Annotated in this window: 20 protein-coding genes and 1 pseudogene; 3 read left to right on the top strand and 18 right to left on the bottom strand. The window is 31.8% G+C overall.

Features of this window, described 5'->3' with window-relative positions:
- Positions 1-38 precede the first annotated feature (38 nt).
- The 5 genes from PGC35_RS21230 to PGC35_RS21250 all read right to left on the bottom strand — a co-directional run bounded on the left by PGC35_RS21230 (position 39) and on the right by PGC35_RS21250 (position 4,872).
- Positions 39-317, bottom strand: coding sequence for an ArsR/SmtB family transcription factor (locus tag PGC35_RS21230; protein ID WP_375220595.1), 279 nt, complete (start codon positions 315-317; stop codon positions 39-41).
- A 420-nt stretch (positions 318-737) separates the two neighbouring features.
- Positions 738-1,661: an alpha/beta hydrolase fold domain-containing protein gene (locus tag PGC35_RS21235; protein ID WP_375220596.1), complete on the bottom strand. Its 924-nt coding sequence runs from the start codon at positions 1,659-1,661 to the stop codon at positions 738-740.
- 327 nt (positions 1,662-1,988) lie between these two features.
- Positions 1,989-2,396 (bottom strand): GNAT family N-acetyltransferase, encoded by a 408-nt coding sequence (locus PGC35_RS21240; protein ID WP_375220597.1) that lies wholly within the window; start codon positions 2,394-2,396, stop codon positions 1,989-1,991.
- Positions 2,397-2,623: 227 nt separating this feature from the next.
- Positions 2,624-3,841, bottom strand: coding sequence for an MFS transporter (locus PGC35_RS21245; protein ID WP_375220598.1), 1,218 nt, complete (start codon positions 3,839-3,841; stop codon positions 2,624-2,626).
- The gene (locus PGC35_RS21250) at positions 3,838-4,872 is read right to left on the bottom strand and encodes an ArsR/SmtB family transcription factor (protein ID WP_375220599.1); all 1,035 of its coding nucleotides are present in this window, start codon (positions 4,870-4,872) and stop codon (positions 3,838-3,840) included. Before PGC35_RS21250 ends, PGC35_RS21245 begins: the two co-directional genes overlap by 4 nt.
- Before the next feature lie 217 nt (positions 4,873-5,089).
- On the opposite strand from PGC35_RS21250, the gene PGC35_RS21255 reads away from it, so the two are divergent.
- Entirely contained in the window at positions 5,090-5,452 is a 363-nt protein-coding gene (locus PGC35_RS21255; RefSeq protein WP_375220600.1) for a VOC family protein, read from the top strand.
- Between the two features lie 295 nt (positions 5,453-5,747).
- Here PGC35_RS21255 and PGC35_RS21260 read toward each other — a convergent pair whose 3' ends face one another.
- Positions 5,748-6,149: a hypothetical protein gene (locus PGC35_RS21260; protein ID WP_375220601.1), complete on the bottom strand. Its 402-nt coding sequence runs from the start codon at positions 6,147-6,149 to the stop codon at positions 5,748-5,750.
- Between the two features lie 198 nt (positions 6,150-6,347).
- Between PGC35_RS21260 and PGC35_RS21265 the strand changes: the two genes are divergently transcribed.
- Positions 6,348-6,860, top strand: coding sequence for a DUF3231 family protein (locus tag PGC35_RS21265; RefSeq protein ID WP_375220602.1), 513 nt, complete (start codon positions 6,348-6,350; stop codon positions 6,858-6,860).
- A 167-nt stretch (positions 6,861-7,027) separates the two neighbouring features.
- Here the strand turns inward: PGC35_RS21265 and PGC35_RS21270 are convergent, their stop codons facing one another.
- The 7 genes and pseudogenes from PGC35_RS21270 to PGC35_RS21300 form a co-directional block, all read right to left on the bottom strand.
- Entirely contained in the window at positions 7,028-7,426 is a 399-nt protein-coding gene (locus PGC35_RS21270) for a hypothetical protein (RefSeq protein WP_375220603.1), read from the bottom strand.
- 1,134 nt (positions 7,427-8,560) lie between these two features.
- Positions 8,561-9,178 carry an NUDIX hydrolase gene (locus PGC35_RS21275; protein ID WP_375220604.1) on the bottom strand — a complete coding sequence of 206 codons (618 nt, stop codon included), beginning with the start codon at positions 9,176-9,178 and terminating at the stop codon, positions 8,561-8,563.
- Positions 9,179-9,343: 165 nt separating this feature from the next.
- Positions 9,344-9,739 (bottom strand): DUF2716 domain-containing protein, encoded by a 396-nt coding sequence (locus PGC35_RS21280; RefSeq protein ID WP_375220605.1) that lies wholly within the window; start codon positions 9,737-9,739, stop codon positions 9,344-9,346.
- A 107-nt stretch (positions 9,740-9,846) separates the two neighbouring features.
- On the bottom strand, positions 9,847-10,038 hold the full coding sequence (locus PGC35_RS21285) for a hypothetical protein (protein WP_375220606.1): 192 nt from the start codon (positions 10,036-10,038) through the stop codon (positions 9,847-9,849).
- Between the two features lie 286 nt (positions 10,039-10,324).
- Positions 10,325-11,114, bottom strand: a pseudogene (locus tag PGC35_RS21290) (lipid II flippase Amj family protein).
- Between the two features lie 186 nt (positions 11,115-11,300).
- On the bottom strand, positions 11,301-11,489 hold the full coding sequence (locus PGC35_RS21295; protein WP_375220607.1) for a hypothetical protein: 189 nt from the start codon (positions 11,487-11,489) through the stop codon (positions 11,301-11,303).
- Between the two features lie 725 nt (positions 11,490-12,214).
- Entirely contained in the window at positions 12,215-12,376 is a 162-nt protein-coding gene (locus tag PGC35_RS21300) for a tRNA U-34 5-methylaminomethyl-2-thiouridine biosynthesis protein (RefSeq protein WP_375220608.1), read from the bottom strand.
- 576 nt (positions 12,377-12,952) lie between these two features.
- Here PGC35_RS21300 and PGC35_RS21305 point away from each other — a divergent pair.
- A complete protein-coding gene (locus PGC35_RS21305) occupies positions 12,953-13,783 on the top strand; it encodes a glycerophosphodiester phosphodiesterase (protein ID WP_375220609.1) in 831 nt (276 codons plus the stop codon).
- A gap of 496 nt (positions 13,784-14,279) precedes the next feature.
- On the opposite strand, the gene PGC35_RS21310 is transcribed toward PGC35_RS21305, so the two are convergent.
- The 5 genes from PGC35_RS21310 to PGC35_RS21330 form a co-directional block, all read right to left on the bottom strand.
- Entirely contained in the window at positions 14,280-14,792 is a 513-nt protein-coding gene (locus tag PGC35_RS21310; RefSeq protein ID WP_375220610.1) for a DinB family protein, read from the bottom strand.
- Positions 14,793-15,133: 341 nt separating this feature from the next.
- Entirely contained in the window at positions 15,134-15,610 is a 477-nt protein-coding gene (locus PGC35_RS21315; protein ID WP_375220611.1) for a substrate-binding domain-containing protein, read from the bottom strand.
- Between the two features lie 96 nt (positions 15,611-15,706).
- Positions 15,707-16,054: a GNAT family N-acetyltransferase gene (locus tag PGC35_RS21320; RefSeq protein ID WP_375220616.1), complete on the bottom strand. Its 348-nt coding sequence runs from the start codon at positions 16,052-16,054 to the stop codon at positions 15,707-15,709.
- A gap of 640 nt (positions 16,055-16,694) precedes the next feature.
- Positions 16,695-17,021 carry a hypothetical protein gene (locus tag PGC35_RS21325; protein WP_375220612.1) on the bottom strand — a complete coding sequence of 109 codons (327 nt, stop codon included), beginning with the start codon at positions 17,019-17,021 and terminating at the stop codon, positions 16,695-16,697.
- 202 nt (positions 17,022-17,223) lie between these two features.
- Positions 17,224-17,595, bottom strand: a complete 372-nt coding sequence (locus PGC35_RS21330; protein WP_375220613.1) for a DUF3221 domain-containing protein — start codon at positions 17,593-17,595, stop codon at positions 17,224-17,226.
- Between the last annotated feature and the right edge of the window lie 262 nt (positions 17,596-17,857).

The raw sequence follows: 17,857 nt of genomic DNA on the forward strand, positions 1-17,857 counted from the left end.
AAAAAACCATACATTCTTCAGAAATATTTTATATAAAATTACTCTATCCATCCTTTCAGCAAATTTTTAAGTGGTTCGTTGTTGAAGATAAGCACACGATATTTACCCTTTCGTTTTGATTTTACGAGCTCTGCATCTTCTAATACAGAAAGATGTTTAGCTATCGCCTGTCGCGAAATGGAAAGGTCGTGCTTCGTAATAAGACGTACCGTTAGTTCATACAAGGTCTGCTCGTTGCGTTCGGAAAGTTCGTCTAATATTAGCCGTCGAGTCGAGTCGCCAAGTGCTTTGAATATAGCTTCGTTGTCCCAATTCATATATTTAGTATAAGCAACTCTACGGTTGCTCGTCAAGCATATGCAATTGCATGGTTGCGTGATAAAGTAACCATGCAATATTAACATGTGAAAGTCCAATAATTGTAGTTGTGCCATTATATAAATTGAAATTCAATAAAAAGTGCATTAATCCTCATTAGATCAACACACTAGTTAAATTTATAAGCACCTTGTACGTTTTTTTTATTTTTACCACGTTTCTTATTGAACTAACCTGCTGCTTTAGTTCAATAAGAAAAAGAGCCATCTTACCAGCCCAATGTTCTTTCTCTAAAGCACCCGTTAGCCATTCATGCAACACAAAATCGCGCTTCACCACAGAGAATGAAAATGGTTATGAGGTGTCAATGCTGATAATCCACCGAAATCCATAAGATTATTAATGTACGCTCTCCTCAATTAGTTATTAATAATCTCAATAATTTTTTGTTGAGCATCTTTAGCTTCAGGGATTGGCATTACAACAAACACATGATTCATTTTTGGATATACAAATGTATTGATTTCAATTCCTTGCTCTGTTAGTTTTTCATCAAGTTTCATAGCATCTGGATATAAACCTTCGTGTGTTCCAATAAAATGAGTGATTTTCCCAAGTCCTTTAAAGTTACCATAGATTGGACTAATTAATGGGTCATCTATATTCTTATCAGCTGCCCACATCTTTGTAATCACTTCCATTCCTCCAATAGCCAACATTGGGTCCTTTTTTTCATATTCAGGTATTAGAGGGTTATCAAGCCCCATATCAACACATGCAGATAACAAAATGATATCTTTTGGTTGAGGTATATTATTCGTCTTTAAGAGATGTGCCAAACCAAGTGATATATTTCCTCCTGCCGAATCCCCCATGATGGTCAGTTGTTTAGGATTTTCAACGGTTCCAAGGATTTCTTTATATAGGTTTAAGAGTTTTGGGTAGGTGTGCTGATAATTAAAATTAGGTACTTTAGGATAAATAGGAGCAATAATTTTTGCATTTAATGATTGAGCCATTTTATCCATGAACCTCCAGTGAAAAATTAAAGGTTGATTAGTCCAGGCACCTCCATGTATATAGAGAATCACTTTTTGTTTCAAAGATTTTTGGTCATTTAATGTAAAAACCTTTATGTCCTCAATTACTTGCTCCTTAATATCGCTGGCAAATTTAACATTTCCTATAACATATGGCTTAATATTTTCAGTTCCCCTTTGTTTTACGAACTGCGAGGTATGTTCAATAGTGGAAAAACCCTTTTTTGTATTTCGCAAAGTTAGATATTTTTCAAAAAGATAACTTTGTATAGAACGTTTTTTGCTATAAATTTGTAAACTCATTTTTATATCCCCTTTTTTATTGCTGATTCTGTTTAGTTTATGAAAAAACGTAACTAGTTACTTATCTTTTCATCAGAAATTATTAATAGATTTGAAAGCATGTTTTGAATAGAACGTAGTATTCCAATCTTCTTTTCAAGTTGTAGTTCACAACCTCCTTTAAAACACCAAACCTAATGTTAATTTACATATATTAACTTATTCAATAACATTTCAAAATACTCCTTTTAACTAAACTGCCTCTTTAGTTCAATAAGAAAAAAGAGTTGCCTAAGCAACCCCATTAACTTAAACATCCTTTAGTTAAATCAAGAAATCAAATTAAAGCTATCTATTTATATTTTTTGACATCCCGATAGTGAATTTCCTAAACCCAAAAGTTTCATAATATGGTTCTAAACTTTCCACACACATTAATTGAGGAATTACCCGATTTTGCTCACAATGTTGAATTATTCGATTCACCATTTCCTTGCCGATTCCTTCTGACTGATAGCTTGGTAGAACACACAATCCACAAACTAATCCAGTTATTACACCGTCTGAAATAACACGTCCCATACCGACTAATTGTTTTTCATCAAATGCGTAAATCGCATACCAACCTTGATTGCACATTCGCTCCAAATCATTACTTGTTAATTTAAGTGAATTCCAACCTAAAGATTCATATAAGGTTAGTAATTGCTCAAAATTATTAGGGGGTTCTATCGTGTAATTTATAGATTTTCCCATATAATTACCTCCTGATTTTTGTATATTATAATCAACACATATTGTATAAATGTTTCTCATACTTCTCCAACTTGTTTTTGTACTAATGTTCTTCTATTAAACCACTCCTCATGAGAATAGTTTTTAGCTATATTTCCCCAAATAGCAAATGCTTCTTCATCTTTTCAAAAGGTTCAACAAAAAGAGCGTAAAACATTAAGAACGCTCTTTTAATATAAAGCTGATTGTTATTTCTCCTTTACACGAATAAAAAATTTATTTAAGTGGTTAATTGAACTAATTAAGAAAAACATGGCAGGAAGTACAATTGATAAACCGATAATGAGGTACATGCTCCGAGTGCTAATATCGAAAAAAGCTGATGAAGCAAATAATATCCCAACAGGCATAGATACTCTAAATATAAAAAGACGAACAGCACTTAGTTGAGTTAAACGATTACGAGGAGCTTCTTGTTGGAAAATGGCGGCACTTTGTGCATTAAAAAGAGGAAATAATAGCCCTCCCATTAATTCACATAACCAAGCGAATTGAATTGTTTGTACAAAGAATAAAAGAATAAACGATAATCCTCCACCAAGTAATCCTAGGTACATAACCGATGGAGTTTTGGGTATTTTTAAAAGTAGTACCGTACCTAAAATATAACCCACAGGAAAAGCACCTTTAAATATTGCATATTGCCATGGTTGGCCACCAAGTTCCCCTTGTATAAAGGGTATGCTTAAAACCATCGTAGCTCCTACAGCAAATTGAACTGTTGATGATAGTACAGTTAGTCTAAGCAGAAGGGGAAAACTAAAGAAAACTCTGTATCCCTCTTTTAGTTCTTCCCACCAAAACTTTTTTGACCATGTTGCCATTTTATTAATACTCATAACAGGCATTCTGGAAAGTGAGATAAAACTTATCAAAAACATGAGAGAAGACACTAAATAGATATATTGCATCGGAATAATCAAAAGTAATAAAGATGTAATTCCTGGAGCGATAATACTCATAAGTCTGAGTGTAGTGTCCAACAAACCGTTTGCTTCAACAAGTTCATCTTCCTTACATATTTCAGGAATTAAAGAAAAGGAAAGGGTTGCGTATATCGGTTGCATCAAACCCAACACACATTGGAGCAAAACCAACCCAATCATTATTCCAATTTCTGAACCAATCAGATACCCCGCAAGAGGAATTAAGTATGCTCCAGCTCGTACCAGCTGAATATTTCGAAGCATTTTTTCTTTCACAACATGATTCAAGAAAGGTGCACTTATACTTTGTAATAGAAGAGATGGAATAAAATAAATTAACCAAATAGTTGCCATCCATTCTTTGGATCCCGTAAGTTCATACAGGAGTAACCCATTAATAATCCCGCCTGCAGCACCACCAAATTCAGATACAATTTGACCAACCCATAGTGCTTGGAAAGATTTTGAAAACTTTCTCATTGATTTTCACCAAGAAATTTACTAAGGTGACCAGAGAAAGCATTAATGTGAGTTTTATTGATTGTGTAAATTCCTTTGTTTACTTGAATAAATTTGGCTGCTTTCAATAAGGAAAGCTGATGGTGAATGGTTGTTTTAGAAACATTGAATTGTATACTTAAATCTTGTAAAGAAGTTGCACCTTTCGTCAATTGGTAAAGTATCTTCAGTCGTACTTCATCACCTAATGCTTTATGTCCACGAATCAATTCCATTGGAGGAATGCCTGGTTCCAAAAAATATTCTTCCTTCAAGGGATAAAAAAATAATTTCGTCTCAGGTGTTCGTACTGTTAAAGTCCAAGGACGATAAGACACTTGAGGAATAAGCTTTACCGTCCAAACTGATGGTTCAGGAAAATATTCAACTCCGCCGGTAATCATTTCAATGGCCTCAATTGGTTTTGTTTTATCTATAGAATGATATTGTTTCCCTTCAAAATCTATTGCTCTATTCCACTTTGTCCACTCGTCAAACTTCGATATCCAATCAAACCATTCGTTCAGTACGTTAATAAAATTCTCGATAAGTTCACTTTGTGAATACCGTTCAAGATTAAGAACATATCCTTCTAAATAATCGTGACCCTTAAAATAGGAAGCATATTCCTTAAAGTTCCCGCTTTGATCTTTCTTATTAATCAGTTCCTTTCGAATAATTTCACTCTTGCGGTCTTTATAGGGCAGTAGTGTTTCATAAAACTCTCTTCTATCCATATTTAACATGTTGTTAGAAAATTCCTCTATCGTTTGTGCTGAATACTTGTCCTGCAACAAGATTAAGCTGTACCAGAAATTAGTCTTTTGGATTTCCTTTAATGATTCTCTAAGCGTATTTGGCATTGTGGATGACTCCCACCTTTGATCTAAATCAAAAGTGTGCCTTATTTGACCATGTGTGTAACCAGCAATCCCAAGGATAGTTTCCCAAACAGGAGATGTTTCTACTATTATTGACACTGACTCAGGTTCATCTAAATTTACATACTTCAATTAAGTACCCCCAATTAGATTATTAGTCGACTTAATTTAAACAATACATACTTCGAATGTAAAATTCAATATTTTTCGAAAGAATATTCAAATTTTTTTCTTCTACTAACCTGACCTGTTAGTTTAATGAAAAATAAAGTGAAAATGTTTTTTAAAAAAAGGATAATTATTAATAGTGTAGAATACAGCTATTAATACCGAAAATAGGAGGACTAATATGAAAAATCAAGTTTGTGTTATAAGCATTTATGTGCCAAATTTAATCAAAGCAATTGACTTTTATACGAATACTTTAGGTTTTGAATTAAACAAACAGTATGGTACGAAGATTGTATCACTAGTACATGAGGAGTTACCACTTGTTTTAGAGGAGAAAGATAATGCAACCTATAATCAAGATATTTCTGGAGTTGTTTTAGGATTGCGAACGGAAGATATTTATGAAAAAGTTAAATTCTTAAAAGAGAAAGAAGTAAATTTTATTATAGATGAACCAACTAATTGTCCACCGGGAAAATATATTAGTTTTAGAGACCCCTTCGGAAATATTTTAGAATACCTTCAATTTGAAAATTTGTAACAAGTATAATAAGTTCAACATAATTGTTGGACTTTTTTAGTCTTCTTTCTAACTAACCTTTTGCTTTAGTTTAACTAGAAAACAGAGCCATCTTATAGGTATTTTCTATTTCTTCTTTTGGTAAAGTCATTAAAATTTGATTACTCTTTTCTCTATTCAACATTTAACACTCTTGCCATTCCCCAAGAATTTATTTTTCTTTCATTACACTTTTAAACAACTACTTAATGGAGCACTGAAAAATAGACTATCAAATGTTGGTCATGTTTTACTAAAGCACCACGTTAGTAATAAATCATTCATTTATTAAGGTAAAATCTTCGCTTTTTCCATTCCATTCTACTTTTATTACTAACTCATCTTTTATACTTGTAGATGGGCTATTAGAAATCGGTAGATCTCTTTGATATATGCCCTCTATATTTAAAGTAGCATTATTCTCACCAAAATCTATTACTCCGTTACTCTTTGTTTCAACATAGTAAGTAAAAGTTTCAATATCCTGTTTGTTATATCCTTTGTAGTTAATCTGAATTTGATATGTTTCGTCGCCGTTAGTTTGATTAACAGATACTTTGGAGGACCAATTTTCACCATCGCCAACAAAAACTAAATCGTTCTTATTTGTCTGGCATGCAAACAATAATAGAATTACCAAAAATAAAGTTGCTAAAATAAACTTTTTGACAGAAATCACTTCCCATTATCAACTAGTTTTATCAAAAATTTCTCTAATAATTTTTTTAACTCATGCAAAAGGTATTTTATGTTTTAGAAACACTTTGGTCGAACTGTGATTTAAGTATTGATTCTAAACCCTATATGAATACTTTTCTAATTTACACACATAATATTTTGGAATGAAAAATTATTATGAATGATAGGGAGTGCAATAATGGGAGTTCTAAGTGGTAACCCAAAAGATGAACCGTTACATTACGGTGAAGTATTTGCTTTATGGACAAATCTAGCTACAAACAACGGATTAATCGCTGCATATCAAACCTTTGCTAATCACACAGGTGATAAAGATTTAGTAAAGATTATTGAAGAATCGATTCAATGTATGAAAGACGAAAATAAACAAGTTGAAGTAATATTAAAAATTAATGGAATTGGACTACCACCTGCACCACCTGAACGGCCAGTTGCAAGACTAGAAGACATTCCTGCTGGTGCACGATTTAATGATCCTGAAATAAGTGCTGCACTATCAATGGATTGTGCCACAGGTTTAGTCGCATGCAGTAAGGCAATGGGTCAGTGTATTAGAGAAGATATTGCTTTAATGTATGGCCAATTCCATTTAAGCAAAGCCCAATTAGGAGCAAAGCTTTTACGATTAAACAAAGATAAAGGTTGGCTTATTCCTCCACCACTACACCTAAAGTTTCCAGATAAAGAATAATAATTCTTGGGGCAATCTAATTTTGATTGCCCTTTTATGTTTGATTAATAATACGTGTTAAGTGTAAAAAAACTCACTTTCTTCTATTTAATTAAACTGCCACTTTAGTTGAATAAGGTATTTTAGATGTTGCGTTAAAAATAAAATTTGATAATATCCACTCAAAATTAGTTAACTTTCAAGTTAATTTTTTCTTCATATTCGCCTGTATTAGTTCGCCATTTAATTTCTATATAAGCATGATTTAACGATATAATCGCGTCATCTTTAGCTGGAGGGTTATTACTGCTGGACCTCCCAAAATCTATAGCGGTTTGATTTTCTTGAGGTTTTCGTTCCCCACTACGTTCGCCTTCGTCAGTAACTAACGAATAATTGACATAAAGAAGTTCTTCATCTCCTGTATATTCAATTCCTCCTCTCTTATAGAGTTCCTCCTCAGTTACTTCGTATATGTAATGTACTTTCCATAAGTCCCCTTCACCAGTAGCTTTAATAGTTTCTTGATTAGAATAACAAGCTGTTAAAAGCAATATTGTAAGTAATAAAGTTAGTACATTTCTCAACATAACTCCCCCTCTCCCAAAATCTAAGATTGAATTATTTCTATATAATATCTATTTCAACACGCACCTAAACAATTCCCTTCTTCAACTAACCTTACTTTAGTTGAAGAATAAAAAAGGATTTACCTCTTCTTGAAATAAAACTCCCGTTAGTTAAATTAGGAGAAACATTATTATGCCTTTTATAAAACACAATCTTCTATTCAAATTTATCATCTAATTTCGATTTTATTTCTTCTAATAATTTATACTGCTTATCTTGTTTCTCTAAAATCTTATCTGTTAATTTTTCTAACGTTTTTGTAATAGACCATAAAAAAATCCATAAAAATAGAATAACTCCTAAGACTTCTATAAAAATCACCACCCTTTACTTTTTACTTCAAACTGATTAGCTAATCCAATTTAGTTGCCCCATTAGTTGAATAAGTTCAACAAAAAGAGCATAAATCCTGATGCGTATTTATGCACATCTTCCAATCATTTTCAATAATTCCCCTTAATACAAACCGTTCTTTTAAAAGATCCACTAATAACCCTTCATCTATGCTTTCTTATTAAACTTAACTGCCCCGTTAGTGAAGTAATTGAGATCCTAGAAAAAGTATTATTTATCTCTATCATTACTTTGACTATCCTTTATCGTTTTTGCCATAGCAAAAAAAACAATTATTATTAATATAGTACACAATGCAATTATAGTTGACATATACTTATCACCTCTCTCATTTCCGAGTATCTATTGTATTATTTTACCATATAAATTAAAACTTGTTAAACTAAACTTCAACGTTAGTTTAAGCGTAACTTTTAACAATAGATTGCCGAAAACTACTTGATTTTTTGGACGTAAAAATAGACCATCGAATTGATGGTCTTGTCCAACTAAAGCAACCGTTACTTTAAGTACATTTATTCACAATCTTTATATTGATATAACATAAATATCCATAAAAAAATAATTCTTATCTCTAAGAAACCTTAGAGGTTAGATGATTTTAATCAAACGTTAAAACACATTATCAATCTTTTTATAAATGAACAAACTTTATAATAAATAATCACTCTTTTTTACAAAGCTACACTATGAATCCACACTTTAAATAACAGATTCTATACAAAATATCTTTAGTGTCAATCAAATACCGTTTCTTTTTCAGGGTTCCTCAAATATTCGAAGAGGGTTTTAATTTGTGATTCAGTATTCCTATTAGTAGAAAGCTGCGGTAAATTGTGTTCCGAAAAAAAATTAATATTATTCGTCTCCGTACCCAGAGTAGGTTTCCCTCCAATAATTTCACACATTATAAATATCTTATAATAATGATAAGCTTCTGGAGGATGAGAGTGTTTATTTTTATCCAATAATGCAATTAATCTAATCGGTATTACATCAAAACCAGATTCCTCTTTTATTTCCTTCACAACATTCTCAGAGGGAGATAGCCCTATATCGCAAAATCCACCTGGTAAAGCCCATTTATTATCAATATTTTCTTTTACCATTAAGATCTGATTATTTTTAAAAACCACACCACGAACATCAACTTTTGGAGTTTGGTAACCAGTTTCATTTGTAAATAAATCCCTAACTTTATCCATATCCAGTTCAGTATGTTCTGCCATAATTTCTATACTTATATTACGTAATTCTTCATAACGCTCGATATCATAAATATCTTTAGAAAATGCCAATCCGGACTGGGACAAAGCCTGAATTCTTTTTGCCCACTCTAACCATTGTTTACTCATTTAGACACCTACTTTGAAGGAGATTTTAAATTCTTTTATACTTTTTACCATTAAATTTGGTTGTTCGCTAAATGTAGATGTTTGCTACTCCGGTAACCACTGAATAGAACATCGAATTGATGATCTTGTTAAACTAAAGCACCTGTTAGTTTAACAAGATTTGCATTATCCCAGACGTAATATTTTTTGAAACATTCTTGGGTGGTGTTTTTCAAACCCCTTTATCAATTCTTTTCCAAAAATAGTTATGGTTCTTTCCCAAAGGTGTCCTAAATATTCCCATTGAAAATCCTTATGTAAAAAGAAATAATAATCGCCATTTGGGAAAATCGGTACTGTCCATTCATCGAATTCGTTTTGTTGAATGTATAAATTGGGATTTATCCAATAACATTCATGTTGCCAATCTAATGCATAAATATATTCATCTTTTGACGTACATTTTTGAAAAACAAGTACTGCTTTTTCTTCTAAATCATCATACGCATCCAAATCTTCAGACTCTCCAAAATATAGAGAGACATCGTAGGTAATAAAATAACGACTTCTAGTAGCTCCCATAATAACATTTCTATTGAACTAAACTGCCACTTTAGTTCAATAAGAAAAGAGCAGTCTAATACCACTCTTTGATTTTCAACTAAAGCATCCGGTGGTTGAATTAGATTTTATTCCCTCGAGCTTTTAAATAAATACATTCCAACCGAACCAAATACACTGGTTACAGCAATCACAGTGACAGCAAAGATAACTCCTGAAGTTGAATGAGGTCTATTAGTCAATAATCCAAACCAGAGTAGCTCAATAAATAATATAAGCCCCCATAATATGAAGAATGCTTTTAATATATCATGTTTCAAACTATCATCATCCCCCAAAAATAATAATCTATCTAAAAGTGCGCCAATTCTCTACGCATGTCTATCTCCTACACTATATTTATATAGTCCTTGTTCAACTAACCTGCTGCGTTAGTTCAATAAGAAAAAAGACACTCGTTAGTAAGAATACATCATTCAAACCTAATCAACAAAAATAGCCCCATCAGAAATTGTTATAAAGTTTGCGTTAAAACCAATTATACAGATTATATATTCCCCATCCTCTTCTACATAAAGGTAATATTACATGTAATTTTTTTTTAAACTACATAAGAAACTGCGTTAACCAAGCAATATACTTTGCACCAGGAATGAATAACACCTGTGCTAAAAGTGTTCCTAACAATCTTGATGTTACCATCATAATAGAGGCACTTTTTAAAGTAACATAGTTCCCTTTTTGGTTGATTACATCATCCGCTAGGATTGAAATTTTGGGGTCAATAAAGACAATTAGCAAGATGGTAGCTACACCATTAATTAAACCCGATGCCATAACAGCAGTTGTTGCACGTTCAGGTGCAAGCAATGCTGCATATAGTGCAGATAAAACTCCAATTGTATAAATTGCTGTAATCAAAATATTAATACAAAATAATTTAATCGGTATATCACGCCAGCTCATATCTTTTAAATATGCATATCTAGGTAGATGAATATGCTTTTTTGCACGTCTAAAATATGATTTTGTAAATCCTTTTTTCAATAACGCTGGAATCGAACCGCGTTCTTCTGCTAAATGAATGATTGCCCTCGAAAAAACAGCAATAAATGTCGGTAACAATAGTAAACCGATTATCGTACCTAATGTTGCAGAACCAATTAGAATTCGATACTGACTCTCGACAAATTCTAAAGCATTTTCTTTTGGTGCATTATCAATCAAACTTCCTGTAAAAGGTTGTTGCATCATATTCGCTAGCCTTGAAACCATTACCATCACATTAAATAGGGAAAGTGCCGATGCTAATAATTTCACTCTTGACCCCTGATAAACGTACTGAATATGCTAAGGTTTCGATTGAATGAATTATTAAGATAAATAATGCAATCATTACTAATTGCGTTGTAAAAAATTCCAAAGACAATACCTACCCACTTTTATTTGTTTGAAATAGTATCCCGATATCTTGTCTATATCTCCCATTTACTTTATATAAACGCATTAGATATTGAAATTGTTTCCAAAGTGTTTTATAGGATAATTTTCAATTGATACCTTATAAAATTTTGCTCTATATTTAGGTTTTTTTTTCTATTTTCTTAACTGGTGTTATTATGATGCTGGCTAAGAAGAGGATCATACCTAAGATTAACATTGTATTCGCAAGTTTCACATTATTCATATAACCCGCCGGATAAAGAATATATAAAAAAAGTAATGCTAAACTGATAATTTCAATTATCTTTCCAATCTTTTGTTTTTTCATTTTATCCTCCTTACATGTTCCTTGTTGTTTTACTAAATAAACTTGAGGAAAATCTTGACGTTCGCCTGTTGGCCTAAATATTGTATATTCAAATTTTAGATTTATTTTTATTATTCTTCATTTTTCACCTCACCAATTTTGTAAAAGAACTGCCCATGGCAACCCCATGATTTTTAACTAAAGCGCCCGTTAGTTTAAAAAGAGTATTTCATTAATTCTATCCTTGGAAGAAATTGTATGAATATAAATACTCTCTTAACTATCTACATTTAGATATTTAGTGAATACAGACTCAAACTCACCGTTATCGATAAGATAATTAATCACTTTATAAATTCTTTCTTTGCTTGCACTATCAATTAAAACCATATCACTAGCCTGAAAGTATGCCCCGTTCATACATTCTCCCGACTCTGCATTCTTCATTCTAATGGTTTCGATGTTTTTGTATGTAAAAATTGTTGCCATCCAAACAGAATTGTCTGGAAGAGTTACCTTGACATCCGTATTTACATCCTCAACATCCCATTCTTTAGATTCCCACTCTTATGGCTTCTATCCAAATATTTCGATTGCTTTTTACTATCATAAGAACTCCACCTTTTAATTAGTTATTACACTTATGCTTGTTCAGCTTACTTGCTTCGTTAGTTTAATAAGAAAAAAGAGTTGCCTAAGCAACTCATGATCTTCAACTAAGCACCCATTTTGAATAAGGTTTTAATTCATTCTGTAGTTTCTTTGGGATTACGTCTGCCTGTTAAGAACCCTAAAATGAGCCCTATTAAAAGCAAACTATAGCCATTCACAGAAAAATCATTCGTAAAAACTCCCCAGATAAGCCATCCTATTAAAGAACCCAATATTAAATAGAATAAACTTTTCACACCTCTACCTCCTGAATATATTTATTAGTTTATATATCCAATCGTCTTCTGAACTCCTTTTTCAACTAATCTGCCCCGTTAGTGTAAATGTATCATTCACAATATTATTAAATATTTTAACATAAATATCCAAAAATATATTACCTTTAAAGAAACATAAAGGATATTAATCAATCTTCACCTTAAGTAAATACCTCTCGAATCAGTGCAGTAATTAATATGACCAAAAGTTGCTTTAGAATTTATTTTGTACTTATTTTAAGTGCTCTTTTGAAGTATAAGGAATATAAAAGTGCAATTTCTAAACATTTAAATTAAGAAATTGCACTTTTATCGTTACTTCGGAAAAACACCCGTTTTTTGAAATACAAGAGTTAATCGAGTGTTTTGGTAAAATATAGAAATGTAGTACACTTATTCTACTGATTACTCTAGTAGATTTGTAAAAAAACGTAAGGAAAAAGGTCAAATTTCGTTAACACAAACTTCATTAATCTATAAATATATCTACATATTAGTTTAACATCCATTTTCTAAAATAAATTTGAAAGATATTTTAGATAGGAGATGGAGAAAATGAGCAAAAAATTATTAATAGGTACAGGAGTGGCTTTATCGTTAATATTCAGCCCATTCAGTCAGGCGTTTGCAGTAGACCAAACAGTAGGTGAAAGAAAACAAGTTGAAAATGTAGCACACCGTGGTGCAACAGGTTATGCTCCTGAAAATACGATTGCTGCTTTTGATCTAGCAGTTGATATGAAAGCCGATTATATTGAAATCGATGTTCAAAGAAGTAAAGATGGTAAATTAGTATTGATTCATGATACAACAGTTGATCGTACAACAGATGGAACGGGAAAAGTAGGAGATTTAACATTTGAACAGCTTAGAAGTCTTGATGCAGGTAGTTGGAAAGGGGAACAATTTGTAGGAGAACTTATCCTAACATTTGAAGAGATTCTTGATCGCTACCATGGAAAAATTGGAATTTTAATAGAATTAAAGGCACCAGAGCTTTACCCTGGTATTGAAGAACAAGTAGCAGAAGTATTAAAAGAACGAAATCTCGATAAACCACAAAATGAAAAAATCATTATTCAATCTTTTAACTTTGAATCAGTGAAAAGAGTGGACCAGCTTCTTCCTCAAGTTCCAGTCGGTGTATTAACTTCTAACCGTGCAGATACAACATTTGAAGCTTTACAAGAATTTTCAACATATGCGGATTGGTTTAACCCAAGTTATGGAATTGTGACAGAAGAATTAGTAAATCAAGTTCACTCTCAAGGAATGCAAATTGGTTCATGGACAGTACGTAGTCAAGAAGCAGCAGACTTCTTACTCGAAATGGGCGTTGACGCAATCATTTCTGATTATCCGGATTATGTAGATCCTAGAAACTAATATTACTGTAAAATAGTTTAAGAAAAGGGGTATTTGCTACTCCTTTTTTTGTTTGGATTTTTGTTGTTGGTTTTTTGATAATGGTTATCAGAGGTTATTGGATAATGGTTTAAATGACTTGAGATTATGAAGTTCTGTACTTAAACTTACTTTAAGTATTAACTCTCACAATCTCTCCTAAACTTTAAGCTAGAGTTGTTATTTGTGTATCTAATTAATTAACGTTCCCCATAACATATAGGGTGATATAGACTAAACCTGCTTCGTTAGTTCAATAAGAAATAAGAGCAGCGTAGGCAGATTAACGATTTTACACTAAAGCACCCTGAAATTTTAATCTATACCCCCTTCAACTAACCTGCTGCGTTAGTTGAAAATGAAAAAGGCCCTACTCCCTCTGGAAGTAAAGCACCCGTTACTATAAATATATTATTTTACATAACTAAAAAATTATTTTCCCCTCTATTTAAACAGGAATCTGTTGTTAATCATAAGTTTAGTGCCTTGCATCTAAAAGTAATTTTATTTCTTTTATTTGTTCTGTGTGTCGCTGTTCATGTAAATATATCTGTTCAATCCATTGGTCAAGTGGTAATTCACCTAAGGCAGGATGCTTAAATGACTTTTCCGCCAATATCGATTTATCCTCTATTGTATTAAGGAAAGTCAAAAATTTTTTTCTCGAATCGTTTAACAAATCAAGGATTGACTGAACTTCAAATGGTTCTACATCTGGATCAACGATTTCGGGAGCGTTAAACTTTTTCGTTCGATCCAATATAAGATGAACGTTTTTACGTTCTGTCTGTGTATTATCAACCTTTTTTAATCCCCATTCTATAGCCTTTATTGTTGCCTGTTCCACTAAAACTAAGTGATGACAAACTTGTGCTATACTCCACATATCCATACCAAGCCTACCATTAAATTGAGAATAACTTAATGAAGTAATCTCCTTTACTAAGTTATTTCTCGTTTCATACAGTTTGTCATTTACTAAATTAATCATGAAATTCTCCCTTCACCAGAAAGTAAATATCTAGGTTCCTATTCTATTTATATTCTCCATGACGAGAAGTATTCTTTGAGTATTATTTTACTATCCTGCTTTCGTTAATATTTTCCTTCTCAAAAGCAACTTCTTCGTTACTTACATAAAAAAAGTCATCGATTGTAGAAACACACATGTTAGCATATAAGGAACGGTTTACCACTCTTCAATATCACATAAATAACCAAAGAATTCTTCTTGTAGTGACTCCTCCATTGAAAATTGGTATAACCCATTAATTCACTGCTTCGTTAGTTCGATTAGTATTCCAAAAGGTTTTAACGCTATTGATCTTTCTTTTATATCGGAGTTTTTTTCGAAACTATAAAAGGTTGAGTCCTTAAAACTTCTTTTCCATTTTCTGAGACAATAACTCGCACTTCTTTACCATCTATAATTCTTAATGGGTTCTTCATTGAAACATATAGTTCTCCTTGCTCATTAGGCTGAAATAAAGTTCCCCCAACCATAGTTCCAAATCGTATCTCTACATTTTCTTCAGGTCCAAAAACAACTCCTTCATAATTATCTCCTCCAAGTGAAATTTCATAGTTTGCAGTTGGTTTTAATCCTTTTGCTAATACAATTACATCAATAATTCCATCATCAATCGTACTGTCATCGATTGCCTCAAATGCAACAGTTACTCTACCTGTTCCATCTTCAAAAGGTATATCTTCTGCCATATAAGCTCCGACTTCTGTAATACTTGCTTCATTGGAGCAACCAGTTAATAACAGTCCAAAAACTAACAAATTGATAATAAAACTACGCATAAGTATCCCCCAATATTGATTAATACTCTTTATTCCTCTTGTCAGTAGAATTCCTTATTAAACTAACCTGCACCGTTAGTACAATAAGGAATGTAATTAGTTGTATTTAAAAATGCTAATGAAATAATCTTCTTCGGGAAAATCACCTAAATACTCGAACCTATTATTTAAATAGTAACCTTTTAACTTCTCATTTCCAGCCCAACAGTCTAAATAAATCGTCTTCTTTCCTTCAATTGCAAAAGAACGGGCAAAGTCCGTTATTTCTGATCCATAATTATTACCTTGGTATTCTGGTAGAAGGGCAATTTGAAACAAATAATTACTTTTTGGATCAATTGTTAATTCACTTAAACTATCTATGTCCTTTATACAAAAAGTCCCAACTATTTCCTCATTTGAGAATAATACATACGCATAATTATTCTTTATTTCGCTAACAATTTAATTTACATCCCAAGGATAATCCCACTGGCAAATCCCTTTTTGTTGCAAAGCCAACGTGGCCTTATTTAATACATTCACCACTTGTTGCCGATCGTTTGACGTGGCTAATCTTATTTTTATCAATTTTTACTCCTTTCATCTACATTATCACGTAAAGCACTCGTTAGTTGAATAAGAACGGTAATAAACTAACCCTCCCATTAGTTTTAATTTCGGGTTTTGTTTTAGAATACAGATATCCAATCCATGAAACCGAAGATACTATAATAGATAAAATCAACAATAATTGTAGCTGTACTATTACCATAAAGGGACTTATTACCAGAATAGTTAAGAACGACAAAATCAATACTACAAGGAAAAATTGATTGCATCTCTTTCTTTTTTCAATGGGAATAAAATAAAATATAGGATAAAAAATAATTGCGCTAATCAACATAACAACGAATATTATGACTAAATAAAACATAATTTTCCCCCTGTTTATATTCCTATTAATAAAAATGGATTATTTTTCATTAATTGTAACATTCTATCCACCCTAATGCTCTTTTCTTATTTAACTAAACTACCTCGTTAGTTAAAAGAAAAAAGAGTTGCCTGAGCAACCCATGTTCTTACTTAAGCCTCCATTAATTTAAGAAGAAATTACTTTTCCAGAGTTTGAAAATTTAAAGATTCCTATTATCAAACAAACCATACTAAATGTCCAAATGATTCCTGCAACCCCTATTTGAAATGAATTTTCTTCAGATGCCATTACGTGTTCATAATCAAAAGAAATAGCCTTTAAGAAAAAATATACTGCAACTGAGAATAATATTAGATGCAATAGTGTCCAGACATATGCAGAACTATTATTTTTCTTTTGTAACCAAAGTAACAATAAAGTTAAAATTGCAATCCCCATTACAACAGAAAAGCCTCCAATTAACAGTTCGAAAACACCTTCTTCTAATGGCATAAGAAACCCCTCTTTCAGATATTTTTAATATTAGTACTTACATTTACTTAAACAAACTTATTGAACTATCCTGCCGTGTTAGTTGAAGAGTAACATTTATCAATGGATCGTCGAAACCAAATTGATGTTTGGGACATTTAAATATGCCATCGAAATAATGGTCTTGTTTAACTAAAACACCCGTTAGTTGAACAAGAAATTTTTAATTTTTTATCTCTATTTTTTTTGCTCCAGCTTGAGAAGGATATGATTCATTAATACCACCATCATCCCATACATCCACTTTGTGACCTATCTTTAAGCTACTTGTATCTTTATAACTTAGGAAGATAAGTGAAATCCTTTCATTATCCAACTCCTGAATTTCGCCAATTGTTTTATCTTTAATTTCTTCATATTTTTCCGAAGTAATTTCTTTAGCAACCAATATTCTTCCTTCTTCAACTTCTAGTATATAACCTTCTATTTTTAAATACTCTTCTGTCGATGTAGCTTCATTTTCTGTACATCCAGTTATTAAAAGAAAAAAATTCAACAAGATTAAAATTGTATAAAAGTACCTTAAAAACTTCATATTCTCCCTCCTAAAGAAATTTGTTTTTTCAATAATAACGTTTTACTTTATTGAACAACCCACCACTTTAAGGACAATAGGCATTACTCTTGTTAACATATTTAAATCGTTTGAGCATAAGAAATCTTTAAGTAATGAATGTAGAATAGATTTATGGACACATCTTGGTTAAGTCAATAAAATTGAACTAACGAAAGGTCGTGTCTGTATTATGAGTCAAAAACGTTATAACCAAGAATTTAAACAAACAGTAGTGGAGCTT

This window comes from Psychrobacillus sp. PGGUH221 (assembly GCF_042055255.1).
Lineage (GTDB): Bacteria > Bacillota > Bacilli > Bacillales_A > Planococcaceae > Psychrobacillus.